This is a genomic window from Kitasatospora sp. NPDC001309 (assembly GCF_042896295.1).
GTDB lineage: Bacteria > Actinomycetota > Actinomycetes > Streptomycetales > Streptomycetaceae > Kitasatospora.
On the sequence record NZ_JBIAXC010000015.1, the window covers coordinates 1 to 24591 of the forward strand.

23 protein-coding genes are annotated in these 24591 nt (G+C 75.4%); 12 read left to right on the top strand and 11 right to left on the bottom strand.

Going from position 1 to position 24591, the window contains the following annotated elements; all coding sequences use genetic code 11:
- Positions 1 to 124 precede the first annotated feature (124 nt).
- Positions 125 to 1810 (bottom strand): LCP family protein, encoded by a 1686-nt coding sequence (locus ACFY2K_RS17215; protein ID WP_387712168.1) that lies wholly within the window; start codon positions 1808 to 1810, stop codon positions 125 to 127.
- A gap of 222 nt (positions 1811 to 2032) precedes the next feature.
- Here ACFY2K_RS17215 and ACFY2K_RS17220 point away from each other — a divergent pair, with 222 nt between their 5' ends.
- From ACFY2K_RS17220 to ACFY2K_RS17230, 3 genes are all read left to right on the top strand, one after another.
- Positions 2033 to 2431, top strand: a complete 399-nt coding sequence (locus ACFY2K_RS17220) for a hypothetical protein (protein WP_380642059.1) — start codon at positions 2033 to 2035, stop codon at positions 2429 to 2431.
- A 163-nt stretch (positions 2432 to 2594) separates the two neighbouring features.
- Entirely contained in the window at positions 2595 to 3800 is a 1206-nt protein-coding gene (locus ACFY2K_RS17225) for a trans-sulfuration enzyme family protein (protein ID WP_380642056.1), read from the top strand.
- Positions 3801 to 3934: 134 nt separating this feature from the next.
- Entirely contained in the window at positions 3935 to 4570 is a 636-nt protein-coding gene (locus ACFY2K_RS17230; RefSeq protein WP_375890969.1) for a hypothetical protein, read from the top strand.
- 63 nt (positions 4571 to 4633) lie between these two features.
- Here ACFY2K_RS17230 and ACFY2K_RS17235 read toward each other — a convergent pair whose 3' ends face one another.
- Positions 4634 to 6361, bottom strand: a complete 1728-nt coding sequence (locus ACFY2K_RS17235; protein WP_387712172.1) for a SpoIIE family protein phosphatase — start codon at positions 6359 to 6361, stop codon at positions 4634 to 4636.
- A 182-nt stretch (positions 6362 to 6543) separates the two neighbouring features.
- On the opposite strand from ACFY2K_RS17235, the gene ACFY2K_RS17240 reads away from it, so the two are divergent.
- Both ACFY2K_RS17240 and ACFY2K_RS17245 read left to right on the top strand, forming a co-directional pair.
- Complete coding sequence (locus ACFY2K_RS17240) at positions 6544 to 7416, top strand: SDR family NAD(P)-dependent oxidoreductase (protein ID WP_387712175.1); 873 nt, start codon at positions 6544 to 6546, stop codon at positions 7414 to 7416.
- 200 nt (positions 7417 to 7616) lie between these two features.
- Positions 7617 to 8837 (top strand): ROK family protein, encoded by a 1221-nt coding sequence (locus ACFY2K_RS17245; protein WP_375890975.1) that lies wholly within the window; start codon positions 7617 to 7619, stop codon positions 8835 to 8837.
- Between the two features lie 106 nt (positions 8838 to 8943).
- On the opposite strand, the gene ACFY2K_RS17250 is transcribed toward ACFY2K_RS17245, so the two are convergent.
- A complete protein-coding gene (locus ACFY2K_RS17250) occupies positions 8944 to 10119 on the bottom strand; it encodes a S1 family peptidase (RefSeq protein ID WP_380523017.1) in 1176 nt (391 codons plus the stop codon).
- Between the two features lie 239 nt (positions 10120 to 10358).
- On the opposite strand from ACFY2K_RS17250, the gene ACFY2K_RS17255 reads away from it, so the two are divergent.
- Entirely contained in the window at positions 10359 to 10865 is a 507-nt protein-coding gene (locus tag ACFY2K_RS17255; RefSeq protein WP_380589158.1) for a hypothetical protein, read from the top strand.
- Position 10866: 1 nt separating this feature from the next.
- On the opposite strand, the gene ACFY2K_RS17260 is transcribed toward ACFY2K_RS17255, so the two are convergent.
- From ACFY2K_RS17260 to ACFY2K_RS17285, 6 genes are all read right to left on the bottom strand, one after another.
- Complete coding sequence (locus ACFY2K_RS17260; RefSeq protein WP_387712179.1) at positions 10867 to 11517, bottom strand: transcriptional regulator; 651 nt, start codon at positions 11515 to 11517, stop codon at positions 10867 to 10869.
- Between the two features lie 204 nt (positions 11518 to 11721).
- Entirely contained in the window at positions 11722 to 12120 is a 399-nt protein-coding gene (locus ACFY2K_RS17265) for a hypothetical protein (RefSeq protein ID WP_387712182.1), read from the bottom strand.
- A gap of 109 nt (positions 12121 to 12229) precedes the next feature.
- Positions 12230 to 12808: a DUF6817 domain-containing protein gene (locus ACFY2K_RS17270; protein WP_387712184.1), complete on the bottom strand. Its 579-nt coding sequence runs from the start codon at positions 12806 to 12808 to the stop codon at positions 12230 to 12232.
- Between the two features lie 108 nt (positions 12809 to 12916).
- Entirely contained in the window at positions 12917 to 13789 is an 873-nt protein-coding gene (locus tag ACFY2K_RS17275; RefSeq protein WP_387712186.1) for a ketopantoate reductase family protein, read from the bottom strand.
- Between the two features lie 72 nt (positions 13790 to 13861).
- A complete protein-coding gene (locus ACFY2K_RS17280; RefSeq protein WP_387712189.1) occupies positions 13862 to 14611 on the bottom strand; it encodes a hypothetical protein in 750 nt (249 codons plus the stop codon).
- Positions 14608 to 15132: a hypothetical protein gene (locus ACFY2K_RS17285; protein WP_380589176.1), complete on the bottom strand. Its 525-nt coding sequence runs from the start codon at positions 15130 to 15132 to the stop codon at positions 14608 to 14610. Before ACFY2K_RS17285 ends, ACFY2K_RS17280 begins: the two co-directional genes overlap by 4 nt.
- A gap of 124 nt (positions 15133 to 15256) precedes the next feature.
- Here ACFY2K_RS17285 and ACFY2K_RS17290 point away from each other — a divergent pair, with 124 nt between their 5' ends.
- From ACFY2K_RS17290 to ACFY2K_RS17305, 4 genes are all read left to right on the top strand, one after another.
- Positions 15257 to 16624, top strand: a complete 1368-nt coding sequence (locus ACFY2K_RS17290; RefSeq protein WP_380523026.1) for a HEAT repeat domain-containing protein — start codon at positions 15257 to 15259, stop codon at positions 16622 to 16624.
- A gap of 250 nt (positions 16625 to 16874) precedes the next feature.
- Positions 16875 to 17648 carry an ABC transporter ATP-binding protein gene (locus ACFY2K_RS17295; protein WP_380523027.1) on the top strand — a complete coding sequence of 258 codons (774 nt, stop codon included), beginning with the start codon at positions 16875 to 16877 and terminating at the stop codon, positions 17646 to 17648.
- Between the two features lie 5 nt (positions 17649 to 17653).
- A complete protein-coding gene (locus ACFY2K_RS17300; RefSeq protein ID WP_380589185.1) occupies positions 17654 to 19048 on the top strand; it encodes an FtsX-like permease family protein in 1395 nt (464 codons plus the stop codon).
- Between the two features lie 201 nt (positions 19049 to 19249).
- Positions 19250 to 20560 carry a sensor histidine kinase gene (locus ACFY2K_RS17305; protein WP_387712378.1) on the top strand — a complete coding sequence of 437 codons (1311 nt, stop codon included), beginning with the start codon at positions 19250 to 19252 and terminating at the stop codon, positions 20558 to 20560.
- A 45-nt stretch (positions 20561 to 20605) separates the two neighbouring features.
- Here the strand turns inward: ACFY2K_RS17305 and ACFY2K_RS17310 are convergent, their stop codons facing one another.
- Entirely contained in the window at positions 20606 to 21271 is a 666-nt protein-coding gene (locus ACFY2K_RS17310; RefSeq protein WP_380405365.1) for a response regulator transcription factor, read from the bottom strand.
- Positions 21272 to 21385: 114 nt separating this feature from the next.
- Between ACFY2K_RS17310 and ACFY2K_RS17315 the strand changes: the two genes are divergently transcribed.
- Both ACFY2K_RS17315 and ACFY2K_RS17320 read left to right on the top strand, forming a co-directional pair.
- Positions 21386 to 21910, top strand: coding sequence for a MarR family winged helix-turn-helix transcriptional regulator (locus ACFY2K_RS17315; protein WP_387712194.1), 525 nt, complete (start codon positions 21386 to 21388; stop codon positions 21908 to 21910).
- Positions 21907 to 23430: an MFS transporter gene (locus ACFY2K_RS17320; RefSeq protein ID WP_387712197.1), complete on the top strand. Its 1524-nt coding sequence runs from the start codon at positions 21907 to 21909 to the stop codon at positions 23428 to 23430. The genes ACFY2K_RS17315 and ACFY2K_RS17320 overlap by 4 nt, the downstream gene beginning before the upstream one ends.
- Before the next feature lie 82 nt (positions 23431 to 23512).
- On the opposite strand, the gene ACFY2K_RS17325 is transcribed toward ACFY2K_RS17320, so the two are convergent.
- Positions 23513 to 24559 carry a ScbA/BarX family gamma-butyrolactone biosynthesis protein gene (locus ACFY2K_RS17325; protein WP_387712200.1) on the bottom strand — a complete coding sequence of 349 codons (1047 nt, stop codon included), beginning with the start codon at positions 24557 to 24559 and terminating at the stop codon, positions 23513 to 23515.
- Positions 24560 to 24591: the final 32 nt, after the last annotated feature.

The window sequence follows — 24591 nt, forward strand, 5'->3', positions numbered from 1 at the left end:
CGGCGTGCTCGGCGACGGCGCCGCGCTGCTGGCGGGTCTGGCCCTGGGGCGGCTGGCCCGGGGGTAGCGGCCCCGTCGCGTCGTCCCGGGCCGTCGGTCGCGGGACGGCCCCGGAGCGGGAGGCTCAGCCGTACGACACGTTGGCGCACGGGTCGTCGTCGGCCGAGCGGGCGGTGCCGCTGACGCTGCTCGGCAGCGGGGCCGGGGCGGCGGGCGCGCCGGGGGTCGAACCGGCGGCCGGGCCCGGGTTGGCGGCGGCGAAGTCGTGGCCGAGCACCACGCTCAGGCCCTTGCCGCCGGCCTGGACGCTCGCTCCGGGGAAGAGCTTGGCGACGGCCTCGGCGTTGCTGCGCTCGCCCGCGCCGTACTCGACCACGGTGGTGCTGCGGGCCTTGCCGGCCGCGTTGCCGACGGCGGTGACGGTGTAGCCGGCGCCCTTGACGGTCTCGGCGCCCTTGCTGCCGATGCCGCTCTCGCCGGTGCCGTTGAGGACGGCGACCTTGATGTCCGCGTTCCTGGCGGCCGCGGCGGGGGAGGGGGTGGCCTCGGCCGCGGGCGGGGTGCTGGGGGCGGCGGAGTCGGTGGCGGCCGGGCTCTGGGCGCTGGCGTCCTGGCCGTCGATGGTGCGGTCGGCCTTGAGCGCGGCCCAGAGCTGCTCCACGTCGGGGTGGACCAGGGCGACCCGGGGGCCTTCGTAACGCCAGGGTGCGGTGAGGAACTTGACGTCGTGCAGGTCGACGTCCTTGATCGACATGGCGAAGGACATCAGCTTGGCGGCCGAGCCGAGGTCGGGGTCGACGGTCAGCGACTTGGTCGCCGCGTCGGCGAGCGGCAGCAGGGTGGTCGGGTCCATGCCGCGGGACTTGACCTCCTTGATGAGGGAGGAGAGGAAGGCCTGCTGGCGCTTGGTGCGGCCGATGTCGGAGCCGTCGCCGATGCCGTGCCGGACCCGGACGAAGTCCAGTGCGGACTGGCCCTCGACCTTCTGCTTGCCCTTGGCGAAGATCTGCTTGCCCTTGTGGCCGAGGTTGGGGTTGAGGTCCCCCTCGTAGACGTTGTTCGGCAGGCAGACCTCGACGCCGCCGACCGCCGTGGTCATCGCGGCGAAGCCGCCGAAGTCCACCACGATGGTGTGGTCGACGCGCAGGTTGGTGAGCTTCTCGACGGCGTTCTGGGTGCAGGCCGGGTTGCCCTGGTCGGTGTTGCCGACCGAGAACGCGCTGTTGAACATCACATTGGTCTGTTCCTTGGTCCACTTGCCGTTGGGCAGCTTGCACGGCGGGATGTCGACCAGGGAGTCGCGGGGGATCGAGATGCCGACGGCGTGCTTGTGGTCGGCGTAGATGTGCAGCAGGATCGCGGTGTCCGAGCGGGCGCCGTCGTCCCCGCCGCCGCCCAGGTTGCTGTTGCCGTTGCCGCGGCTGTCCGAGCCGATCATCAGGACGTTGACCGGGGTGCGGCCCTGGGCGTCCGGGGCGGCCGCCTCCGGGCGGTCCTTGCTCAGGGCGTCGCGGTCGAAGGTGGTGATGTTGCTGTTCAGGCGGTAGTAGACGGCGCCGCCGGCGAGGACCAGCAGCGCGGTGCAGCCGGCCGTGACCCAGAGCACCTTCTGCTTGGTGCTGCGCTTGGGCTTCGGCTTGGCCCGGCCGGCGGGGCGGGCGTCGGGTATCTCCTTGCCCGGGCCGTCCTCGACCGAACCGTCCTTGGCCGAACCGTCCCTGCCCGTACCGGGCTTGCGGTTCGCCGCTCTGCTTCCACCGGCCCGGTGCGACGAATTCTCGCCCTCGGTGGAACCCCTGCGACCCGACACGGCGTCATCCTCCACAGTTGCCACGGAACCCCCGACGGAGCGGTGGCTTGCGTGGTCCTGGGTCGGAGTGTCGATCCGGGTCGTCCCGCCGCTAAACTTTTACACCGCTGTAGAACTTCCAGAGGAGCATACTAGGCGCAGATGAGAAAAATACTGGTCAGACCATGAGAGAAGGTCGACCGGGTCTCATCTCCGTCGCTCCGTACCCGCACGAGGAGCACGATGACTCACCGGATCGCACGTTCGATAGCCGGCGCCCTGGTGGCACTGCTGGCCGCCGTCGGCCTCAGCGCCGCGGCGTCGAGCGCGACGGCGGTGGCCGCACCCCGGACCGCCGCGAGCGGCACGGCCGTTGCCGGGGGACCGGCGGCCGGCGCCGCCGCCCAGGCGCCCGTTGCCGTCGGCGCCGCCGGCACCGTCGCCCAGGGCGTTCAGAGCGTTCAGGGCGCGCAGGACCGGCAGGTCGCGCACGTCGCGGCCAAGGAGGAGAAGAAGAAGTCCGGCTTCTTCGCCAAGCTCGGCAAGTTCCTGCTGGTCGTGGTCATTCTGATCATCCTGTTCATCATCCTGGTGATCTGGGGCATCGTTCACCTGGTGCGGAAGCTCTTCCGCCGTCGCTGAGCCGCTGGGTCGCTGAGCCGCTGGGTCACTGAGCGGCTGGGCCGCTGAGCCGCTGGGCCGGTTCCGGGGCGGTCGGCCCGGGCGCCGACACGGCGCCGGGGCCGGGCCACCCGGCGGTGATTGGCCCTGTCCCGCCCGACCGCCGCGCCCCAGGATGGGCGGCATGAGCGACTTCCCGCGCAACCCCGCCGCCGCGCTGCGCCCCGAGAGCCGGATCGTCCACCCGCCGCTGGCCGGACTCGGCGGCGCCCGGCCGCTGGGCGTCCCGCTGCACCAGGGCCACCTGTACGCCTTCGAGACCAGCGAGGCGCTCACCGCCTCCTTCGCCGGCCCCGACGGGGCGTTCGTCTACAACCGCTACGGCAACCCCACCGTCCGGTCGCTGGAGGACGCCGTCGCCGACCTGGAGGGCGGCACCGGGGCGCTCGCCACCGCCTCCGGAATGGGCGCGATCAGCACCGTACTGCTCGCCCTGCTGCGCTCCGGCGACCACCTGATCGCCCAACGGAGCCTGTACGGCGGGACGTTCGCGCTGCTGGCCGACCTCGCGCAGCGGTGGGGCGTCGAGGTCACCCACGTCTCCGGCTCCGACCCGGACGAGGTGGCGGCGGCGCTGCGGCCCACCACCCGGCTGCTGCACCTGGAGACCGTCTCCAACCCCACCACCCGGGTCACCGACCTGCCCGGGCTGATCGCCGTCGCCAAGCGGGCCGGGGTGCTCAGCGTGGTCGACAACACCTTCGCCACCCCGCTGCTGTGCCGCCCGATCGAGCACGGTGCGGACGTGGTGGTGCACTCGGCCACCAAGTACCTGGGCGGGCACTCGGACGTGCTGGCCGGGATCGCCGTCTTCGCCGACCCCGAACTGCACCGGAAGGTCTGGCACCACGGGACCGAACTCGGCGCCAGCGCCGATCCCTTCGCCGCCTGGCTGACCCTGCGCGGCCTCCAGACGCTGGCGTTGCGGGTCCGCCGCCACTGCGACTCCGCGCTCGACCTGGCCACCCGGCTGGCCGCCCACCCGGCCGTCGACGCCGTCCACTACCCGGGCCTGCCCGACCACCCCGACCACGAACTCGCCCGCCGCCTGCTGCCCGACGGCCACGGCGGCGTGCTGGCCTTCGACCTGGCGGGCGGCCGGGAGGCGGCCCGGGCCTTCACCGAGTCCGTCCGGCTGGCCGCGCTGGCACCCTCGCTGGGCGGCGTCCACACCCTGGTGGTCCACCCCGCCAGCACCTCGCACCGGCAGCTGTCGGACGAGGAGTTGGCGGCGGCGGGCATCGGCCCGGGCACTGTGCGGGTCTCGGTGGGCATCGAGCACCCTGAGGACCTGTGGGCGGACGTCGAGCAGGCCCTCGCGAAGGCCTGAGGTCCGACCCGGAGGCCGGGGGAGGCCTGAGCGGGAGGCCGGGCGGGGCCTGAGCGGACGACCGGGTGAGACCCGCCCCGGCGGGGTGGAAATCCGGCTGCGGGGGTACCGGCGGACCGGGCATGATCCGGTCCATGGGAACGGACATCCGGGGCTTCGTGGAGTGCCGCACCTGGGCCCCGGGCCTCGACCCCGGGGAGCGGGCCTGGCAGGCGGCCGTCGACCTGTCCCTGCTCGGCCCGACCAGGGACTACGGCTCCTTCGCCTGCCTCTTCGGGGTCCGGGACCCGCACCGTCACTGGCGGCCGGTGGTCGGTGCCCGCGGCCTGCCCGCGGACGCCTCGGCCACCACCCGCGCCGGGCACGCCTCCTGGGGCCCGGCGGCCTTCGGCGCCACCTGGCTGGGCTGGGACGAGGTGCTCGCGGTGGACTGGGACGAGCCGGCGCTGCCCCGGGCGACCAGGATCGCCCGGTACCGGCGGCGGCCCGACGGCTCGCTGGAGCCGGTCCGCCGGGAGGACTGGAGCCGGGCCTTCGCCCGGGCCGCCGGGATCGACAGCCGGACCTTCGACTTCGGCCGGCTCGGCGAGCACTGGGCGGAGGGCACCGAGTGGGACACCGGACCGCTGCTCTTCCGGGCCGAGCGCGACCGGCGCCGCGACGCCGTTCCCGCGGACGGGCCGTGGCGGCCGGTGTGGACGGTGCTGCGCACCCTCGCCGAGGTGCACGGGGAGCAGCACGTCCGGCTGGTGGTCTGGTTCGAGGAGTAGTCCGGCGGAGGGGCGGGCCGGGTCGGTTGGCGTGGAGCGAGGAGTAGGCCGGCGGGCCGGCCGTCAGCGGGCCCTGGGCCGGGCGGCGAGCAGGGCGATGTCGTCCTCGGCGGCGGGTGCCGGGGGCGGGGCGAGGGAGTGCAGGACGGCGTCGAGCAGCTCGTCGAGGTCGCCGGTGGCAGGGAGCCGGAGGGCGGCGAGGCGCGCCAGCGAGGTGTCGATGTCCTCGTTCCGCCGCTCCACCAGGCCGTCGGTGTAGAGCAGCAGGGTCTGCCGGGGGTCGAGCGGATGGGTGGACTGCTCGTAGCCGCCGAAGCCGGTGCCCAGCGGTGGGCCGGTGGGGACGGCCAGCAGTTCGGTGGGGTGGTCCGGGGTGATCAGGGCGGGCGGCAGGTGGCCGGCGCTGGAGAAGGTCCAGCGGGCGCGGCCGGGGTCGGCGAGGGCCAGCAGGCAGGTCGCGGGGCGGGCGGTGTCGTCGGCGGAGATCACGTGGTCGAGCTGGCGCAGGATCCGGTGCGGGGGCAGGTCCATGCCGGCGACGTCGCGCAGCGCCGAGCGGTAGTGGCTCATGTCGACGGCGGCCTCGACGCCGTGCCCCATCACGTCGCCCATGGCCAGCAGGGTGCGGCCGAAGGGCAGCCGGACCGTCTCGTACCAGTCGCCGCCGACCACCGAGCTGCTGCCGGAGGGCAGGTAGCGGGAGGCCAGTGCGAGGTTCTGGTGCGGGTTGCCGGGCTCGCTCAGCAGGGCCCGCTGGAGTTCCAGGGCGATGCCCTGGGAGCGGGTGTAGCTGCGGGCGTTGTCGATGGCGGTGGCGGCGCGGGCCGCGAGGTCGCCGAGCAGGGCGGCCTCGTCCGGGGTGAAGGCCGGGCTGGCGTCGGTGCGGCCGAGGGTGAGCACCCCGACCAGGTGGCCGCGGGCGGCGAGCGGCAGGACCAGCAGTGAGGCGGTGCCCGCCGGGCAGGCGTCGGCGGGGCCCGGTGCGGTGAGCACGGCGACGCCGCCGGCCAGGCCGCGGGCCGCGGCCGAGCCCTCGCGGTGGCGCACGGACTCGCCGGGGCGCGCCAGTTCGGCGAGGGCGGCGTCGAGTCCGGGGACGGCCCGGACCGCGGCGCGGTGCAGCCGCTGGGCACCGGCCCGGCCCGGGCGGGCGGGTTCGGCCTCGGGCGGCAGCACGTCGACGACGGCGAGGTCGGCGAGGGCGGGCACGGTGAAGCCGGCGAGTTCGGCGCAGGTGGTGCGGATGTCGAGGGTGGTGCCGATCCGCTCGGCGGCGGCGTCCAGCAGGGCGAGCCGGGCGCGCGCCTGTTCGAGCTCGCGCAGCTGCGCGCGGGCCGGGTCGGGGTCGTCCAGGACCACGACGATCACGCCGGTGGTCCGCCCGCCGTGCCGCAGCGGCCGGTAGCGCACCCGCAGTCCGGGTGGCACGGGGGCGCCCGCGCCGTCGGGGCCGCCGGTGACGTGCTCGCGGTCGCGGCCGTCGGCGAGGACGCGGCGCAGGGTGGGGACGGCACCGGCGAAGGGGGTGGTCGCGGCGGCGCGGCCGAGCAGGTCGGCGCGGCGCAGGCCGGTGACGGTGGTGAACGCGGGGTTGAGGTAGTGCCAGCGCAGCTGGTCGTCGAGCAGGGCGATGCCGACCGGGGCGGTGGCGAGCAGCTCGCGGAGCAGGTCGGGGTCGTTCCCGGGGCCGTGGCCAGGGTCGTGACCGGGGTCGTGGCCGGAGGGTTCGGAGGCGGGGTCCTCGTCCGGGGGCGGGGTGCCCTCTGCGCGGGGCCCGTGCCGGAAGTGCATAGGCCCATGATCACGCGTCGGGGCGCGGCACGCCCACAACTGGGTGAAACCTTGACCGCTCGGAGACGGTGTTGTAGCGAAGCGTGCCCGGTTGCGTGCGCGCACACGCACTTGTAGAGTGCGTGCACACGCACACAGTCATGGCCGTCCGGAACCGTCCGGCGGCCGCGAGGAGGGCCCGCATGGCAGTCACCCCGATGAACGGCACCCGGATCGTCCTGATCACCGGCACCTCCTCCGGAATCGGCCTCGCCGCCGCCGTGGCCGCCGCCCGGGCCGGCTTCCGGGTGGTCGCCACCATGCGCGACACCGGCCGGGCCGGGAACCTGCTGCGCGCGGCGGAGGAGGCGGGCGTCGCCGAGCGGATCGAGATCGAGCGGCTCGACGTCACCGACCCCGCCTCCGTCGCGGACTGCCTCGGCGTCGTCGTCGAGCGGCACGGGCGGCTGGACGCCGTGGTCAACAACGCGGGCGCGGGCTTCGTCGGCACCGTCGAGCAGGACGGCATGGCACCGGTGCGCGCCGCCATGGAGGTCAACTACTTCGGCGTGGTCGAGGTGACCAGGGCGGCGCTGCCGCACCTGCGCGCCGCCGGCGGCCGGGTGGTCACCGTGACCAGCGTCGGCGGGGTGGTCGGGCAGCCCTTCAACGAGGCCTACTGCGCGGCCAAGTTCGCCGTCGAGGGCTTCATGGAGTCGCTGGCGCCGGTCGCCGCCGCCGTCGGGGTGGCCGTCACCGTGGTCGAACCGGGCGCGGTGGCCAGCGAGTTCATCGGCAACCAGGGCATCGACGTGCCCGCGCTGGTGGCCGCCGCCGGCCCCTACGGCCCCGCCCTGGAGGCGTACGTCGACCGGACCATGAAGGCCTTCGGCAGCGCCCAGACCCCCGAGGAGGCGGCCGCGCCGATCGTCGACGTGCTCACCGCCGAGCGGCCGCCGCTGCGGGTGCAGACCTCCGAGGCGGCCCGGGCCTTCGTCGGGGTCAAGTTGGCCGACCTGGACGGTTCGGCGGTGGGGGCGATGACCGGCGGCTGGGTCGCGACCGGCGGCGCCTGACGTCGGGCGGGGTGCGGGGGTGGGGGCACCGGGGTGCTGGGTGCGTGCGGCTCCGGGTCCGGGCGACGGGTCGCGGGTGATCAACGGTCATACTTGGGCGGCGGCGCCCGACACCGGGTGCCGCAGACGGTGCCACAGCGCCGTTCGCAGGCAACGGGCCGCCAGGAGCGGCCCGTCGGCAGCCCAGACCGGAGGAACCGATGAGCCCCCACCAGCCGACCAGTCGTCCGGCGGCAGGGGCCCCCGGGGTGCCGTGGAACCGGCAGCGGCTGCGCAGCAACAACGAGTGGCTGCTGCTGGAGCTGCTGCGTACCGGCGGCGGTACCTCACGCGCCCAACTGGCCCGGGACACCGGCCTGTCGAAGCCCACCGTGTCCGCCGCGCTGGCCGACCTGGAGCAGGCCGGGTTGGTCCGCGAGGCCGGGCGGGTGGCCCCGGAGCGGGGCCGCACCGCGGTGCTCTACGAGGTCGACCCGACGGCCGGTCACGTGCTCGGCGTGGACGTCGGCCGGGCCCGGCTGCGGGTCGCCGTGGCGGACCTGGCCGGCACCGTGGTCGCCCGGCGGGACGTGCCCAACCGGGGGCGGACCGCGGACGCCGTCGCGGACGCGGTGGTCGCCGCCGCGGGGGAGGCGACCGCCGAGGCGGGCCTGGCCGCCGGGGACCTCGTGCACGCGGTGATCGGCACGCCCGGGGTGTGGGACGAGGAGCGGCGCGGCCTCCGGTACGCCACCAGCCTGCCCGACTGGGGCCGGCCGGGGCTGTTCGACCGGATCGGCGAGGGTCTGGGCACGGCCGTGACGGTGGCCAACGACGCCAACCTGGCCGCGCTCGGCGAGTACACCCTGGGAGCCGGGCGCGGCAGCCGGATGTTCGCCTACCTGCTGGTCGGCACCGGCCTCGGGGTCGGGGTGGTGAAGGACGGCGAGCTGCTGCTCGGTGCGCACGGCGCGCTCGGCGAGATCGGCCTGGTGCCGCTGCCCGCCCGTCCGGGCGAGCCGGCCGTGACCACGCTGGAGGAGGAGGCGGCGGCGGACGCGGTGGTGCGTGCCGCCCGGGAGTTCGGGCTGGCGGGGAAGGGCCGGAGCCGGCTGACCGCCAAGCAGGTCTTCGAACGGGCCCGGGCCGGGGAGGACGCGGCGCTGCGGGCGGTGGAGTGGGAGGCGGAGCGGCTCGCGTACGCGGTGGCGGTGCTGTCCGCCGTGCTGGACCCGGACCTGCTGGTGCTCGGTGGGGGGATCGGCAGCAGCGCGGACCTGCTCCTGGAACCGCTGGAGCGAGCCCTGCGCCGCTTCGCGCCGATGCGTCCGACGCTCGCCCCGAGCCTGCTGGGGGAGGAGGCGGTCCTCCTGGGCGCGGTGGCCACGGCGCTGGAGACGGCGCGTCCCGAGGTGTTCGAGCGTCGGACGGCGGAGTTGTGAGGCCGGGTCCGTAGGTGTGAGGCGGGGTCCGTAGGTGTGGGGCCGGGGCCGGTGGGTGTGGGGCCGGGGCCGGTGGGTGTGGGGGAACCCACCGGCCCCGGGCGGGTCAGCCGGTGGCCAGGGTCAGGCCGTAGGTGCTGAGGATCGGGTTGACCGGCTGGAAGTAGGTCTCGCCGCCGGAGGTGCAGTCGCCGGAGCCGCCCGAGGTCACGCCCTGGGCCTGGTTGCCGGAGATGAACGAGCCGCCGGAGTCGCCCGGTTCGGCGCACACGTCGGTGCGGGTGAGGCCGTAGACGCTGCCCTCCTGGTAGTTGACGGTGGCGTTCAGCTCCTGGACGGTGCCGCAGTGCCAGCCGGTGGTGGAACCGGAGCGGCAGACCGAGCCGCCGACCGCCTGCTCGGACGAGCCGCCCACCGTGACCGCGCCGCCGGCGTAGTCGTTCACCTGCGGCTGGGCCGTCCAGTCGGATCCGGCGGCCACCCAGGAGTAGTCGTTGCCCGGGAAGGTCGAGCCCTGGAAGGTGCCGATCGAACTGCCGTCGGAGGTCGTGGCGTTGGAGCCGGGCTGGCCGCAGTGGCCGGCGCTGACGAAGCCGGGCTGGCCGTTCTGGGTGACCGGGAAGCCGATCGAGCAGCGGGCGGCGTTGTCGATGTAGTAGGCGTCCCCGCCGTGCAGGTCGGCGAGCGGTCGGGGTGCGGCGGTGGCCCGCTCGACCCGGACCAGGGAGCGGTCCACCCCGGCCCGGTCCAGGAAGGCCCCGGTGCGGGCGTCGTCGGCGGACTGCACCACGACGGCGTTGGAGCGGACGTCGACGTACCAGAGCGGGGTGGCGTCCGGGGCGGCCGCCCGGGAGGCCCGGTCGAGCGCGTCCTTCGCCCGGTCCAGGGACGCCAGCGCGTGGCGGACGACGGTGGCCCGGCCGCCGTGGGCGGTGATGGTCCGGGCGGCGGAGGCGTCGGTGGTGGCGACCACCAGGTCGGCCTGCGGTCCGTCGATCCAGGCGCCGGCCCAGTGCTCGCCGAGCGCCTGGGTGAGGGCGTGCTGGACGGCGGTGGCGCGGCCCTCGCGGGCGATCCGGTCGGCGGCGGCCTGCGGGGCGAGCCCGAGGTCGCGCTGCATCGCGTGCAGCAGGGCGGTGGGCACGGCCGTGGTGCGGGTGGGGGTGGCGGCCAGGGCGGCCGTGACGGACGGGTCGTCAGCGGGGGCGCTGACGGCGGGTGCTGCGGTGAGCGCGACGGTCGCGAAGGCTGCGGCGACGGCCAGCGCACGGATCCGGAGCATGGGGTCTCCTCGTTCGGCGTGGGGGTTGCCGGAACCGTAGCGACCTGATTGGCATGTCCGGAACATGTCGTAACGCCCCGCGCTCCGGCGCTATACCCCCCCCGCCGGAGGCTCGACGTGGGGGCCGGAAGATCTCGATCCGCCAACGAGTGGGGAAACGGTGCTCACAGCGTGTGCGGACTCTGCTTGAATCGCACGCCTCACCCGTACGGACCTACGGAACGGAGCGTTCTCCCCTCATGGCCTCACCGATATCCGGGCGCCGCAGAACGGCCGGCCTGGCCGGATTCGCCGGACTCGTCCTCACCGTCGGCCTGGCGCTGACCGGTTGCGACCCGTCGGCGGCGGACGCCACGCCGACCTCCTCCCCGACCGTCGCGGCCACGCCGGCTTCCGCCACGCCCACCGCGGCGAGCCCGACGGTCCCGGCGCCGCCGGTGGTCACCCCCTCGGCGCCGCCCGTCGCGTCCGCCCCGCCGCCGTCCGCCCCGCCCGCCGCGCACCCGCAGACGCCGTCCGCCAAGCCGCAGCCCAAGGTCACCACCGCCCAGCCGCCGAACGACCCGCAGCCCCAGCACACCCAGGCAGCGGGCGGCACCGAGTGCGAGCTCCGCTCCAACGCGGGCAACTGCTACGCGGCCGGCCAGTTCTGCCGCAACGACGACCTGGGCCGGAGCACCCACGACGCCAACGGGCGGATGATCTACTGCCGGATGGTCAGCGGAAAGCCGCACTGGCAGGCGTGAGTCACCCGCCGAGGGTGTCCCAGAACAGGTGCTCGTAGGCCTGGAGCAGCAGGCCGTACTCCCGGGCGGCGGTCAGTGCGGGGTCGTCCAGCGGGTCCGGGCCGAGGGCGTCGGCGGCCTGCTGTTCCAGTTCGGGGGCCGGCTGGGCGAAGAAGTCGAAGAAGGCGCAGGCCTCGTCGGAGAAGCCGTGGTGACGGCGCAGCGCCGCGGCGATGGTGGCACAATAGCCGCCCCAGGCGGCGAAGTTGGCCACCAGGGCGGCGGCTGCGGCCGGTGGCGGGGCGTTCAGGGCGAGCCAGGCGAGGTAGGACGGGTAGGCCTGGCAGCCGGGGAGCGGTACCCGGGCGGCGGCCGCCCGGCGGTCCAGGCCGCAGGCTTCGGCCAGGGCGGGCAGGGTGCGCAGGGCGGCGCTCTCGCCCCCGGCGAGAGTGACGTACCAGGCGCCGAGCGGCCGGTCGGCGCAGCGGGTGGCGAGCAGCAGCAGGCTGCGCCGGTCCGAGGTGATGATCCGCTGCTGCTGGGCGGCGAGTTCGGCCACCGCGGAGAGCGGGGCGGTGCCGGCGGCGAGCGCGGTGACCAGGGCGGGCACGGTGTCGCCGGGGGCCGACTCGGCGCGCAGGCGGCGGATCTGGTCGAGGATCGGGTGGTTCACCGGTGCCTCCGGGGTGCGGTTCGGTCCGGTGCCCATTCCTACCGCGTGCGGGCCTCGGTGCGGTGGCGACAGGCCGGGGTGCCCGGGGGCGCTCGGGGATGTCCCGGGAGCGCTCGGGGATGTCCCGGGGGTGCTCGGGCGGTGCGGGTGCCGGGAGCGCCCGGTGGTTCGGCGCTCCCGGCCCGGGTGGCGGCTGTGCGGGGATCAGGCTCCGGCGCAGGCCTTGGTCAGCTCGCCGGCGGCGTCGCCGATCGGCCCGAAGTCGGGTTCCTTGCCCTTGGAGACGGCGGTCTGGGCGTTGTCCACGGCCTTGGACAGCTTGTCGGCCGCCGCGTCCACCTTGCCGTCCCCGTCCTGGCGGATCTTCTTGACGTCCTCGACGATCTTCTTGAGGGCCGTGACGGTGTGTTTGCGCCGGCTGTCGTCGGTGATCTGGCCGACGTTGAGCGCGGAGTCGGTGAGGTCCTGGACGTCGCCGGTGAGGCTGATCGCCCGCTTCCCGCAGTCGAGGGCCTGGTCGGTGTTCTTGCACGCGGTCAACAAGGGGGCCGCCACGAGCAGAACGAGCGCGGTGGCGGCCAGGCGGTACGGCTTCTTTGTCATGTCTGTATCCCTCCCGCGTTCTAGAACGTCCCGTGCTCGCGCGGCGGTTCCGGTGCGGAGGGTGAACGGTCGGCGAAGTCTCGACTTCGGGTGAAAAAGTGACGGATCGTCAGGTCGTGCTGCTCTGCCGGTGATGCCAGTCCTGCCAGTCCTTCCAGGCGGCGGGCGGGAGCAAGGTGCGGCTGCGCGAGACGAGTTCGTGGAGGCCGGGTCCGTAGCAGGCGGCCAGCTCGGCGTTGTGGACGAACACGTCGAGCTCGTTGGCGGCGGTGATGGCGAGGAAGGCCCGCAGGTCCTCCTCCGGCGGGGTGTGGTCCTCGCCGGTGAAGCGGTCGTGGAACAGCGGCGTCTCGTCCCGGCCCAGGCGCGGGTAGACGGCGGCCCGGCCGCAGCTGGCGTACAGGTAGACGATCGCCTCGGCGCGGTCGCCCAGGAGGTCGACCAGGGTGGCCCGTTCGTCCAGGGCCAGCAGGGCGCCGTCGAACCCGTCGGTCCCGTACGCGGCGTGGCAGAGCCCGGCTGTCTGGACGGCGGAGTCGGTGCCCCAGTCGGCCAACCGGGCCGCCACCCGGGTCAGGTGCGCCAGCAGGGTCCCGCCCGGGTGGGGGATCCGGTCGGCCTCGTGGGCGCGCAGGAACTCCTCGATGTGGCTCCAGGCGGGAGCGGTGGGGTGATCGGGTGAGGTCATCCGACGAGTTCTACTCCGGTGCCCGACCGCCCGCAACCGGGTTCGGCCATGGGGGTCGAACGCCCGCCGTCGGTCCGTGCAGAGGTTCGACGGCGGGAGTTCGAGGCGTCAGGAGAGTTCGCGCACCAGTCGGGCGATGGCCGGGGTGGGGACGGAGTGGGCCTCGGCGACCCGCAGCACCGCGCCGCCGATCGCGTCGAGTTCGGTCGGTCGGCCCGCCTCGACGTCCCGCTGCATCGAGGACTTCATCCCGGCGGGGATCCGATCGAAGGCGGCGAGCAGCGCCTGCGCATCCGCCGGGGCGCCGACGGCGTCGGCGACGGCGGTGATCTCGTCCAGGACGGCGAGCAGTTCGTCCCGGTGCTCGGTGCGCACGACGCCGACGCCGTCGGCGTGGCGGGTGGTCAGCAAGGCGAAGGGCGCGAGGAAGGAGAGCTTGCTCCAGAGCATCGCGGTCTCGTCCTCGCGCAGCGTGACGTCCAGCCCGGTGCGCCGCAGTTGCTCGGCGAACTCCGTCACGGGACCGGCGAGTTCCACGGCGGCGAACGGGCTGGTGTGCTCGATCCGGCCCGGCGCGGTACGGGTGGCCTCGACCCGGATCGTGCCGGCCACCACCTGCCCGGCCGGGTAGCGCCCGCGCAGCAGCGTCATGTGGTCCAGGCCGTTGAGCAGCGGCACCACGATGCCGGTGCCGAGCGTCTGCGGCGGCATCCGGTCGAGCGCGGCGGTCAGGGCCGTCTCCTTGACGGTCACGAAGGCGGCGTCGACCGGCGCACGGAGTTCGGTCGCGGCCTCGACCCGGGCGGTGAACTCGCCGAACTGGGTGCTGCGCACGTGCAGTCCGTCGCGGGCGAGGACGGCCGCGCTCTGCTCGCCGGCCAGGCAGATCACGCGGTGGCCGTCGCGCGCGAGCAGCCCGGCGATCAGGCCGCCGACGCCGCCGGGGCCGAGGACGGCGACGGTGAGGGGGGTGGTGGTCATGCGGACTCCTTCGTGGGGCGGGGTGGGGAGGGGTTGGTGACCGGTGCGTGAGCGGGGCGTTCGGGGCCGTCGCTACGGGGCTTCCCAGGAGAAGCGGCCCTCCAGGCCGTCCGGGCTGAGGAAGCCGGAGCCGACGCCGTAGCCGAAGTTGAGGAAGTACGGATCGCCGTCGTCGGGGGCGTCCGAGAGTGCGAAGAGGAACTGCCAGGGCGCGGGCACCCGGGCCCGGCCGTTCGGGAAGGACGGGAGGCCGCCGAGGTGGTCGCGCACGTGGTCGCCGTCCGGGACCGGGGCCTCGGGGCCCTCGTGGCGCAAGTACCGCTGGAAGGCGGCCCGTTGGTCCATCGAGCGGTCCAGCTCGGCCGACAGCGGCAGCAGGTCGAGGTGGAACTCGACCGGGACGGTCCGGTCGGTGTCGGGATCGTCGCGCCAGAGCGTGCGGCCCCGGGTGCCGGGTGGGCCGATCACGGCGAAGGACGGGATCCGGCCGCCCGGCTGGACGAGCAGCACGCCGTCGCCGTGCTCCGGATCCTGGCCGCCCATGATCAGCGCGTCCTCCTCCAGGAAGAGGTACGCCAGCCGCAACTCGTCGCCGGGGACGGGGAACTGGCCGATGAACACCAGGGGCTCGCCGGTGCCGGGGGCCAGCGGCCAGGTGGGTTCGGCCAGCCAGCAGGGCTCGCCGCCGAGCTTGGCGACCGGCTCGGTGATCGGCCGCTCGGCGGGGCGCGCGGAGAGCGCGAGGCGGGGGAGGAAGGCGGCGTCGTACGGGCCGGCGGCGGTGCCGGTGGGGCGCGGGGGCGACGGTGGGGGGTGGTTCATCGGGTGGCCTCGGTGGTGGTGATGGTGCGGTGGAGGGAGACGAAGTCGAAGTGGTAGGGCGCCTCGTGGCGGGCCTTGCGGCCGGGGGCCGGGCGGGGCGGGCGCCCGGTGCTGGCATGGAGGTAGAGCCCCTGGTGGCGCAGCGTGCCGTGCTCCGGGTCCGGGACCGGCAGGCCCTCGGTGCGCAGGGCCTCGGCCAACTCCCGGGCCGGCCAGGCGAAGACGTCGATCCCGAGGTGGCCGACCGGGCAGGGGGGCCGGTCGTCGTACCGGTTCAGGCCCACCGAGACCCCCTCCAGGCCGCCGTCCTCGCCCCCGGACAGCGTGACGCCCACCCCGGGGAGTCCGAAGCCCAGGGCCCAGCTGGTGCCGCAGACGAAGGTCGGGCGCACCCCGTCCGGCAGCAGCTCGCCGTGCGGGGCCAGCAGCGCGCGTACGGCCTCCTCGGTGAGGCCGAAGCGCAGTTCGGGCAGCGGGGCCGGCAGGCGAACGCCTCGGCCGGGCAGCAGGTCGATGGTCACCCGATCATGATTCCTCCTCGGGCCCGCCGACGGGAGTCCGTGCTGCCGTGGCAGGCGTCACGGAGCGCGAGCCGCCGTAGGCTCGGTGCGGGGTGGCGCGGAGGCGGAACCGGAGGGGGAGCGGATGGCGGCGGATCAGGTACCTGCGGACGCCCGGCTCGTCGAGGCGGTGCGGGCCCGGGACGAGGACGCGGTGTGGGCGGCGCTCGGCGCGGGGGCGGACCCCGACGTGCGGGGCGGGGACGGGTTGCCGGTGCTGTGCGCGGCCGTGGCCGGGTTCGACCACGCGGTGGCCCACGCGCTGGTCACCATGGGCGCCGACCCCGACCTCCCGCTGCCGGACGGGACGACCCCGCTGCTGCGCGCCGTCGACCTGGGCTCGTACGCCGTCCTCGGAGCCGTCCTCGGCGAGGACCCCGCGCTGCGGCTGGGGCCGGCGGAGCGGGAGCGGCTGCTCGGGCTGGCCCGGTCCTGGTACGCGACGGGTGCGCAGGCCGAGCTGCGCCGCCGGACGGGCGCGGAGGGGCCGGGCGAGACCCTGCTGATCGAAGAGGGGTTCTGCCAGGTCGAGCAGGTCTCCCTCGGCGGGCTCACCGTCCGGGCCGGGCACGGGGCCGTGCTGACGACGCTGGAGTGGACCTTCCGGATCGCCACCCCGGTCGACGAGCTGGTGGCCCGGGCCGTGCGGCAGCCCGACGACCGCCACGTCGACGGGGCGGCGTGCCAGTACGTCCTCGCACAGCGCCCCGACAGGGCGACCTGGGAGGCGGTGATGGCGTACCGCCGGCACCCCGACCCGCGCCACCGCCGCTTCACGGCCTCCTTCCTGACGACCAACCGAATGGTGCCGCCCGCCCTGGTCCCCTCCTTCGAGGAGGAGAAGGAGGACGAGCTGCTCGCCGTCTGGGCGGCGGAGGAGACCGACGGCGAGGTGCTCGCGGAGGTCCTCCAGGCGCTGCTGATGCGCGACCACCCGGGGACGGAGGGCCTGGCGCTGCGCCACGCCGACCACCCGGACCGGGAGGTGCGCACCGTGGCGACGCACTGTCTGGGGGCGGGCGGTCAGCCCTTCTCGGCGGAGGTCACCGCCTGCCTGCTGCGGCTGGCGCGGGACGAGTGGCCGCCGGTCCGGGCCGGAGTGGCCTGGAGGCTTGAGAACCGTCCGCTGACGGAGGAGTTCAGGGCGGTGCTGCTCGCGCTCGCCGGGGACGAGGACGCCCGGGTGCGGCTCTCGGCCGGGTGCGCCCTGGCGGAGTCGGACGCGTCGGACGACCGGACGGGCGAGGTCGCCGACGCCCTGGCCGCGCTGTCGGACGAGGAGGACCAGCGGGCGCGGGTGGTCGGCGCGTACGGGCTCGTGGTGCGGGGCGACCGGCGGGCGGCGGAGGCGGTCGACCGGGTCGGGGCCCTCCCCTGGCACGAGTACCGCTACGACCACCGGGCGGAGGCGATCTGGGCCTGGCGGACGGGCGGCGGGGCCGAGGGGACGTAGGGGGTGTCTTGTGGCTCAGGCCGGGCCCGCGACGCCAGGGCACGCACCTCGCCGCGTTGTCGTCGGTCGCCAATGCGCTGCATGGACTCCCTCCTCCGCCTTGCGATGCACGCACCCTGACGCCGCGGGCTCATCCGACCTGAGCCACAAGACACCCCCTGGCACCACCTGCGGGGTTCGGTTTTCCGAACCCCGGATTGGGGTGCCAGCACAATCGACCCGGTCGTCCCGGATGTCCAGGATTGGGGGCATGAACGGGATCACGACAGCCGCCGACCGGGCGGCGCACGGCGAGGTGACGGGGGCGGCCCTCAGCGGTGAGGGGCTGCACCGCGAGTACGGGCGCGGCGCGGCCGCCGTCCGGGCGCTGCGAGGGGTGTCCGTGGCCTTCGCGCCGGGCACCTTCACGGCGGTGATGGGGCCCTCGGGCTCCGGCAAGACCACCCTGCTGCACTGCCTGGCCGGGATGGACCGCCCCACCCGGGGCACCGTCCGCTGGGGCGGTACGGAGGTGTCCGGCCTGCCCGAGCGGCGGCTCGCCGAGCTGCGGCGCACCAGGGTGGGGTTCGTCTTCCAGGCCTTCAACCTGATGCCCGCGATGACGGTCGCGCAGAACGTCGAACTGCCCGGGCGGCTGGCCGGGAACCCGCCGGAGCGGGCCCGGGTGCGGGAGGCGTTGGCCCGGGTCGGGCTGGCCGGGCGGGAGCGGGACCGGCCGGGCCGGCTCTCCGGCGGCCAGCAGCAGCGGGTGGCCATCGCCCGCGCCCTGGCCGCCCGGCCCGAGGTGCTGTTCGCCGACGAGCCCACCGGCGCGCTGGACCGGGCGACCGGGCGCGACGTCCTGGACCTGCTGCGCGCGGGCGTGGACGAGGACGGGCGGACGTGCGTGATGGTCACCCACGATCCGGTGGCCGCCGGCTACGCGGACCGGGTGCTGCTGCTGGCGGACGGCCTGCTGGTGGACGAACTGGACCGGCCGACGGCGGCCCAGGTCGGCGAGCGGCTCAGCAGGTTGGGCGGGTGAGGGCGATGCGTGGCGGTTCCGTGCCGACCCTGGCGGTCGGTCAGATCAGGCGCCGGCCGGCGGCCTTTGCCGGGCTCGCGGCGGCGCTGTTCCTGGCGGTGGCGGCGGTGACGCTGTTCGGTTCCCTGGTCGCCGCCCAGGTCACGGCGCCGGCCCCGGTGGCGCGGGCGGCGGTGGCCGGGCCCGGGCTGCTGGTGATCGCGGGGGCCTTCGGTGAGATCGCCGTCCTGGTCGCGCTGTTCGTGGTGGTGAACGCGCTCGGGTTCACCCTCCGTCAGCAGCACCGCGACCTCGCCCTGCTGCGCACGGTCGCGGCGACGCCCCGCCAGATCCGGCGGCTGGTGCGCCTCCAGGTCACGGCGACGGTGCTGGCGGCGGCCGTTCCGGGCGGTGCGGCGGGCCACTTCGCCGCCCGGGCCTTCCTCACCGCGCTGCAGCGGCGCGGGATGGCCGCACCGGGGCTGCGGATACCCGGGACACCGGTGCCGGTGCTGATCGCGCTCGCGGTGGCGCTGCTGGTCGGCCTGGCGGCCACCGCGCTCACGGTCCGGCGGATCACCCGGCCCGCCCCGGCGGCCGCGCTGACCGACAGCGCGGTCGGGCAACGGTGGACGGGCGTGGTGCGGCTGCTGATCGGCGGGGCGGTGTTGGCGGGCGGCGGTCTGCTGCTGCGGCTGGCCGGCACCCGACCGGCCGGGGAACTGGACAAGGCGGGGCAGGCGGCCCTGCTCGGTGCCCTGGTGCTGCTGGTCGCCGTCGCCCTGCTGGGGCCGGTGGTGGCCCGGCTGCCGATGGCGGTGCTCGGTGCCCCGGTCCGGGCGCTGCTGCCCAGGGTCGGCTGGCTGGCGGACGCCAACCTGCGCGGCTACGCCGTCCGGCTCTCCTCGGCGGTGGTCCCGGTCGCGCTGCTGGTCGGGCTCTCGGCCACCATGCTGATCATGACCGGCACGGCGGAGCGGGCGGCGCTGGCGACCGGGGCCACGACCAGCGTCACCAAGGCCAGCGACGTCTGGCTGCGGCAGGCGGAGCTCGGCCTGCTGGCCGGCTTCGCGGCGGTCTCCACGGTCAACACCCTGGTCGCGCTGACGGCCGACCGGCGGCGGGAGTTCGCACTGCTCCGGCTGGTCGGGGCGACGCGGCGGCAGCTGCTGCGGATGCTCCTCGTCGAGGCCGTCCTGACCACGGCGGTGGGCGTGCTGCTCGGTGCGGCGGTGGCGGCCGCGGCGACCGGGGCGTTCAGCCGGGCGGTCACCGGATCGCTGCTGCCGGTGGTGCCGGGCGCCGCCTGCGGCTGGGTGGTGGCGGGCGCGGCGGTGCTGACGGTGCCGGGGATCGTCGGCACGGGGCTCTGGGCGATCGGCGGTCGTGCGGTGGAGGAGGTGGGCGGGGAGCGGGGGTGAGTGGGAGGAGGACGGTTGAGGGCGGCTCTGGACAGGTGACGAGGGAAGAGGGCGGATGAGGACTGCGGAGGTGAGGGGAGGTTCGGGGCGGCCCCGGGCCGTGAGGTGGCCTGCGGTGACGGAGGGTCCGGGCAGGCGGCGGACCTGGTGGTGGCTGGGGGATGCTGGGGGTCGGTTGATCGGTGAACGGTGGGGCACGTGGTGACTCGGTGGCGGCGCGGACTGTCGGTGCGGGGCGGTGAGGTGGCGTTCGCCCTCCTCGGACTGCCACTCGGAGTGCTGGGCGGCGTCTACGCGGTCGCCGTGCTCTACGCGGGGGCCCTGCTCTCGCTCACCGTCCTGGGGCTGCCGTTCGTCGCGGCCGCCCTGGTCGGGGCACGCGGGATCGGCGGGTTGCACCGGCGGCTGGTCGGGCGGCTGCTGGGTGAACGGGTGGCCGCGCCGCCGGCGTCGGCACGCCCCTCGGGGCTGCTGGCCCGGGGGCGGGTCGTACTGACCGACCCGGTCGCCTGGCGGGCGCTGCTCTACCTGCTCCTCCGGCTGCCGCTCGGTGCGCTCGGCTTCCTGGCCGTGGTCGGACTGCCGCTCGGCTCGGTGTGGCTGGCGGGCTTTCCGCTCTGGGTACGGCTGTTGGAGCCGGGGCCGCGAGCGGTCGACTGGCTTGACGTCGCCGGGCCGCCGGTGGGGCTCGCGGTGCTGGCCGCCGTACCGGCCGTACTGCGGGCCCTGAGCCGGGCCAACCGCGCGCTGGCCCGCGCGCTGCTCGGGCCGGTGCGGTCGCAGCAGCGGGTGCGGGAGCTGGAGCACGCCCGCGCCACCCTGCTCGCCGAGAACACGGACCGGCTGCGGCGGCTCGAACGCGACCTCCACGACGGCACCCAGGCGCAGTTGGTCGCGCTCGCCATCACCCTCTCGCTGGCGGACGACGCGCTCGGCGAGGCGGCGCCTGGCGGGGCAGTGGCCTTCGGCGGGGCGGCGGTGTCCGGGGCCGAGGGCGGGGCCGGTGCCAGCGCGGGGAGCGACGCCGGGAGCGGTGCCGACCTGGGGCGGCTGCGCGCCCTGGTCGACCGGGCGCGTGGGCAGACCGATGACACCATCACCGGGCTGCGGCGGCTGACCCGGGGCATCCACCCGGTGGCACTGGACGGCGGCCTGGCCGAGGCGCTGCCCGCACTGACCGCCACCTCGCCGGTGCCGGTGACGCTCCGGCTGGACCTGCGGGAGCGGCCGGCGGAGGTGATCGAGCGCGCGGTGTACTTCTGCGCGGCCGAACTACTCACCAACGTGGCCAAGCACAGCGGCGCCCGGGCGGTCGACCTGACGGCGAGCGCGGTCGACGGCCGGGTCCGGCTGACGGTGCGCGACGACGGGCGCGGGGGCGCCGGGATCGGTGCGGGGACGGGGCTGACGGGGTTGGCCGAGCGCCTGGCGGCGGTGGACGGGAGGCTGCGGGTGGACAGCCCGCCCGGTGGGCCGACGCTGGTCACGGCGGAACTGCCGAGCAGGCTGTGAGGCCGTTGGGCCGTGTCGCCCCGGACGGGCAGGGGGCCGGGCCGCTCAGGCCCCGGTCTCCGCGAGGTAGGCCAGGACGGCCTTGACCCGGCGGTTGTCGGCGTCCGTCGCGGGCAGGTCGAACTTGGTGAACACAGCGGCCACGTGCTTCTCCACCGCTCGCTCGGAGACCACCAGCCGTCCCGCGATCGAGCGGTTGGAGTGGCCCTGGGCCATCAGCTCCAATACCTCGCGCTCGCGGGCGGTGAGCGAGTCCACCCGGTTGCGCCGCCCGCCGTGCATCAGCCCGTTGACGATCTCCGGGTCGAGCGCCGTGCCGCCCGCCGCGACCCGGTGCAGGGCGTCCACGAACTCGGCGGTGCGGGCCACCCGTTCCTTGAGCAGGTAGCCGATGCCCGCGGCGCCGCCGGCCAGCAGCCGGGCGGCCCAGGCGGTCTCCACGTGCTGGGAGAAGACCAGGATGCCGGTCCCGGGTGCGGTGGCCCGGATCTCGACCGCGGCCCGGATCCCCTCGTCGGTGTGGGTGGGTGGCATCCGGATGTCCACCACGGCCACGTCGGGCCGGTGCTCGGTGACGGCGGCGACCAGTTCGGGGGCCGTGCCGGCGGTGGCGACCACCGCGCACCCACGGGCGGTCAGGAGCTCGACCATCCCCTCGCGGAGGATCACCGAGTCCTCGGCGAGGACGACGCGGAGCTGCTTGTCGATCATGACGCCATTATCCGGACCGTCCGGGTGGGCGGTGGTGCCGGGTCCGGTTCGCCTTGGCGATGTAGGTCTACAGCAAGGCTGGACAGTTTGGACTGATGAAATTACCGTGGAGCGGTGACCGAGAAGCGAATCGCCCCAGCCGTTCCGGAGGCACCGCCTGCCTCGGAGTCCCATGCCGACACGGCCGCGCTGGCCGCCCGGGAGCTCCGGGCCGTGTTCAGCAGGTTGCGCCGGACCCTCCAGGAGAAGGGACAGGGTTCCAGCGGGCTCACCCCCTCGCAGACCGCGGTGCTGAACCGCCTGATCACCGACGGGCCGGCCGCCGCGAGCGCGCTGGCCGCTGCGGAGCGGGTCCGGCCGCAGTCGATGGCCGCCACGCTGGCCGCGCTGGAGGCGCACGGGCTGGTCGCCCGCCGCCCCGACCCCGAGGACGGGCGCCGCCAGGTGGTGGACCTCAGCGCGACCGGGCTGGAGTGGATCGCGGACAGCCGCCGGGCCCGTGAGGAGTGGCTGGCCAGGGCCCTGGGAGAGGAGTTCAGCGAGGCCGAGCGCGCCACCGTGCTGGCGGCGCTGCCCCTGCTGGACCGGCTCAACCGGGCGAGTCGGCTGAGCCGACCGAGCCGGCTGAACCAGCCATGACCGGCCCGTCGACGCTGCTGGCGCGGCTGCGCTCCCGACGCCAGGGCGCGGACCGGGCAGCGGCCCCGTCCATCCCGGCCCAGTCCGTCCCCGCCTCGTCCGTCCCGGCCCCGCTGGCCCCGACCGGAGCCGACGGGCCGGCTGGGCCCGGGCCCGGGGACGGGTTCAACCGTCGGCTGCTCGCCCCGATGGTGCTGGGTTCGGTGCTCAACCCGATCAACTCCTCGATGATCGCGGTGGCCCTGGTGCCCGTCGGCACCGCCTTCGGTGCGCCGCCCGCCGAGACGGCCTGGCTGGTGAGCGGGCTCTACCTCGCCACTGCCGTCGGCCAGCCGGTGATCGGCCGGCTGGTGGACAGCTACGGGCCGCGCCGGCTCTACCTGGCCGGGACGGCGCTGGTCGGCCTGGCGGGACTGGTCGGTGTGCTGGCGCCCACGCTCGGGCTGCTGGTCGTCGCCCGGGTGCTGCTCGGGATCGGCACCTCCGCCGCGTACCCGGCCGCGATGTACCTCACCCGCAGCGAGGCCGAGCGGACCGGGCGGACCGGGCGGACCAGCCCCACCGGGGTGCTGACGGTGCTCGCCGTCGCCAACCAGACCATCGCCGTGATCGGGCCGACGCTCGGCGGCCTGCTGATCGGGCTGGGCGGCTGGCGGACGATCTTCGCGGTCAACGTCCCGCTGTCGCTGGTCTGTCTGGTGCTCGGGTCCGCCCGGCTGCCCGTCGCCGGTCCGCGGCGGGACGGCCGGGACGGCGGGGGGCGGCTGGACCGGTCCGGGATCGCCTTGTTCGCCGTCCTCCTGCTGGCACTGATGCTGTTCGTGATGCGGCCCGGCGCGGAGCGCTGGTACCTGCCGGTGCTCGCGGTCCTGGCCGGCGTCGGATTCGTGCTCCGGGAGACCAGGGCCCGCAGCCCGTTCATCGACCTGCGGGCCCTGGCCGGCAACCGTCCGTTGGTCGCCACTTATCTGCGCCAGGTGCTCGGCTGCACGGCGGGTTACGCCTTCCTCTACGGCTACACCCAGTGGCTGGAGCAGGGGCGCGGCCTGAGCGCCGCCTCCGCCGGGCTGGTGCTGCTGCCGCTCTCGCTGACCGCCCTCGCGGTCTCCGGTGCGACCGGTCGCCGTGCGGCGGTGCGGGGCAAGCTGGTGGTCGGCGCGGCGGTCCAGATGGCCGCCTGCGCGGCCCTGTTGACGGCGGGGTCGGCGAGTCCGCCGGTGCTGCTGATCGCCGTCGGGGTGCTGGCGGGCATCCCGCAGGGGCTGATCGGCCTCGGCAACCAGACCGCGCTCTACCACCAGGCCGACCCGGCCGCCATCGCCTCCGCGGCGGGGCTGCTGCGGACCTTCATGTACCTCGGGGCGATGGCCGCCTCGGCCGCGAACGCGGCCTTCTTCCCGCACGGCGCCACCACGGCCGGACTGCACCACCTCGCGCTGTTCATGTTCGGCGGCGCGGCCCTGCTCTTCCTCCTCGTCCTCCCCGACCGCTCGCTCGGCCGACTCGGGAGTGCTTCCTGATCAAGGGACATGACGGACCGTCGGTCAGCGGTGCGGGCCCGTCCGACCCGGGGCCGGACGGGCCCGCACGGGGGCGTGCGGGTCAGCCCCGGTCGGGTCGGCCGGTGAGGACCGTGGTGAAGACCGGCTCGCCGTGCTGGCGTCCGGTCACCGTGGTGGTGACGGTGTCCGGCTCCTCGCCGGGGGTGCGCCGGGCGGTGACGGTGGTGGGCGCGTCGTGTTCGGCGTAGCGGTGGAAGGTGGTGGCCGCGGCGGTCGGGGCGATGGTGACCGGGGCGATGGTGGCCGGGGCGCCGAGGGCGTTGGCGGCCTGGCGGGCGGCCTCCAGCAGCACCATGCCGGGGATGTGGTCGCCGGCGTGGTCGAAGAGGATCGGGTGCCGGAGGTCGGGGGTGAGGAGCCAGGTGCCGGGGGTGTCGGTGGGGGTCAGCACGACGTCGCAGGGCCGGACCCGCCCGACCAGGGTCGGCGGTAGGGGGCGGGCGGTCCCTGCCTCGGCTGCCTCCGGTATCGGGCTGCCTACGGGGCGGGCGCCGCGCAGCCGGCGGTAGGTGGAGTCCGGCACGGTGGTGAAGCGGGCCTCGCCGGTCGCGGCCAGGTGGGGGCCGCGGCGGACGGTCGCGGTGAAGGTGAAGTCGACCGTGCTGCGGGTGCGCCGAGGGCGCGGGAGGAGTCTGGCCTCGATGGTGAGGTCGGTGGGTGTCTCCCCGATGGACAGCCGGCGGGCGCGGGCGGTGTAGTCGAGGTTCCACATCATGAACCTGTGGTCGAGCGGGACGCCGTACCGGGTGTGGGCGAGGTAGAGCCCGGCTTGGCGAACCGTTTCGGCGGCGAGCATCGGGTCGTACCCGGTCCCGTCCGGGGTGCTGAAGAAGGTGTGCGCCCGCGGCCACTGGGCGGTGACGGTGAACGCGGTGTCGCCGAGCGGCTCGCTGCCGGTGATGAAGACCTCGGCGTGGCAGGCCCGGTGGACGTACTCCTTGGCGACGGTGCTGGTCAGTCGGGGAGCCGGAGCGGCCGGACGGATCGGCGCGGGGGGTGTGCCGAGGGGCCCGGTGGCCGGGGCGAGGGCCGGGGTCGGGGTCGGGGTCGGGGCGAGTGTGGGGGCGAAGTAGGCGAGCAGGGACATGGGGGAGCGCTCCAAGGGGCCGGGGTGGGCGG

Coding starts and splice junctions, on each gene's coding strand:
- ACFY2K_RS17220 (WP_380642059.1), top strand. CDS start 2,033: ATGACTCACCGGATCGCACGTTCGATAGCCGGCGCCCTGGTGGCACTG.
- ACFY2K_RS17225 (WP_380642056.1), top strand. CDS start 2,595: ATGAGCGACTTCCCGCGCAACCCCGCCGCCGCGCTGCGCCCCGAGAGC.
- ACFY2K_RS17230 (WP_375890969.1), top strand. CDS start 3,935: ATGGGAACGGACATCCGGGGCTTCGTGGAGTGCCGCACCTGGGCCCCG.
- ACFY2K_RS17235 (WP_387712172.1), bottom strand. CDS start 6,361: ATGCACTTCCGGCACGGGCCCCGCGCAGAGGGCACCCCGCCCCCGGAC.
- ACFY2K_RS17240 (WP_387712175.1), top strand. CDS start 6,544: ATGGCAGTCACCCCGATGAACGGCACCCGGATCGTCCTGATCACCGGC.
- ACFY2K_RS17245 (WP_375890975.1), top strand. CDS start 7,617: ATGAGCCCCCACCAGCCGACCAGTCGTCCGGCGGCAGGGGCCCCCGGG.
- ACFY2K_RS17250 (WP_380523017.1), bottom strand. CDS start 10,119: ATGCTCCGGATCCGTGCGCTGGCCGTCGCCGCAGCCTTCGCGACCGTC.
- ACFY2K_RS17255 (WP_380589158.1), top strand. CDS start 10,359: ATGGCCTCACCGATATCCGGGCGCCGCAGAACGGCCGGCCTGGCCGGA.
- ACFY2K_RS17265 (WP_387712182.1), bottom strand. CDS start 12,120: ATGACAAAGAAGCCGTACCGCCTGGCCGCCACCGCGCTCGTTCTGCTC.
- ACFY2K_RS17270 (WP_387712184.1), bottom strand. CDS start 12,808: ATGACCTCACCCGATCACCCCACCGCTCCCGCCTGGAGCCACATCGAG.
- ACFY2K_RS17275 (WP_387712186.1), bottom strand. CDS start 13,789: ATGACCACCACCCCCCTCACCGTCGCCGTCCTCGGCCCCGGCGGCGTC.
- ACFY2K_RS17280 (WP_387712189.1), bottom strand. CDS start 14,611: ATGAACCACCCCCCACCGTCGCCCCCGCGCCCCACCGGCACCGCCGCC.
- ACFY2K_RS17290 (WP_380523026.1), top strand. CDS start 15,257: ATGGCGGCGGATCAGGTACCTGCGGACGCCCGGCTCGTCGAGGCGGTG.
- ACFY2K_RS17295 (WP_380523027.1), top strand. CDS start 16,875: ATGAACGGGATCACGACAGCCGCCGACCGGGCGGCGCACGGCGAGGTG.
- ACFY2K_RS17300 (WP_380589185.1), top strand. CDS start 17,654: ATGCGTGGCGGTTCCGTGCCGACCCTGGCGGTCGGTCAGATCAGGCGC.
- ACFY2K_RS17310 (WP_380405365.1), bottom strand. CDS start 21,271: ATGATCGACAAGCAGCTCCGCGTCGTCCTCGCCGAGGACTCGGTGATC.
- ACFY2K_RS17320 (WP_387712197.1), top strand. CDS start 21,907: ATGACCGGCCCGTCGACGCTGCTGGCGCGGCTGCGCTCCCGACGCCAG.
- ACFY2K_RS17325 (WP_387712200.1), bottom strand. CDS start 24,559: ATGTCCCTGCTCGCCTACTTCGCCCCCACACTCGCCCCGACCCCGACC.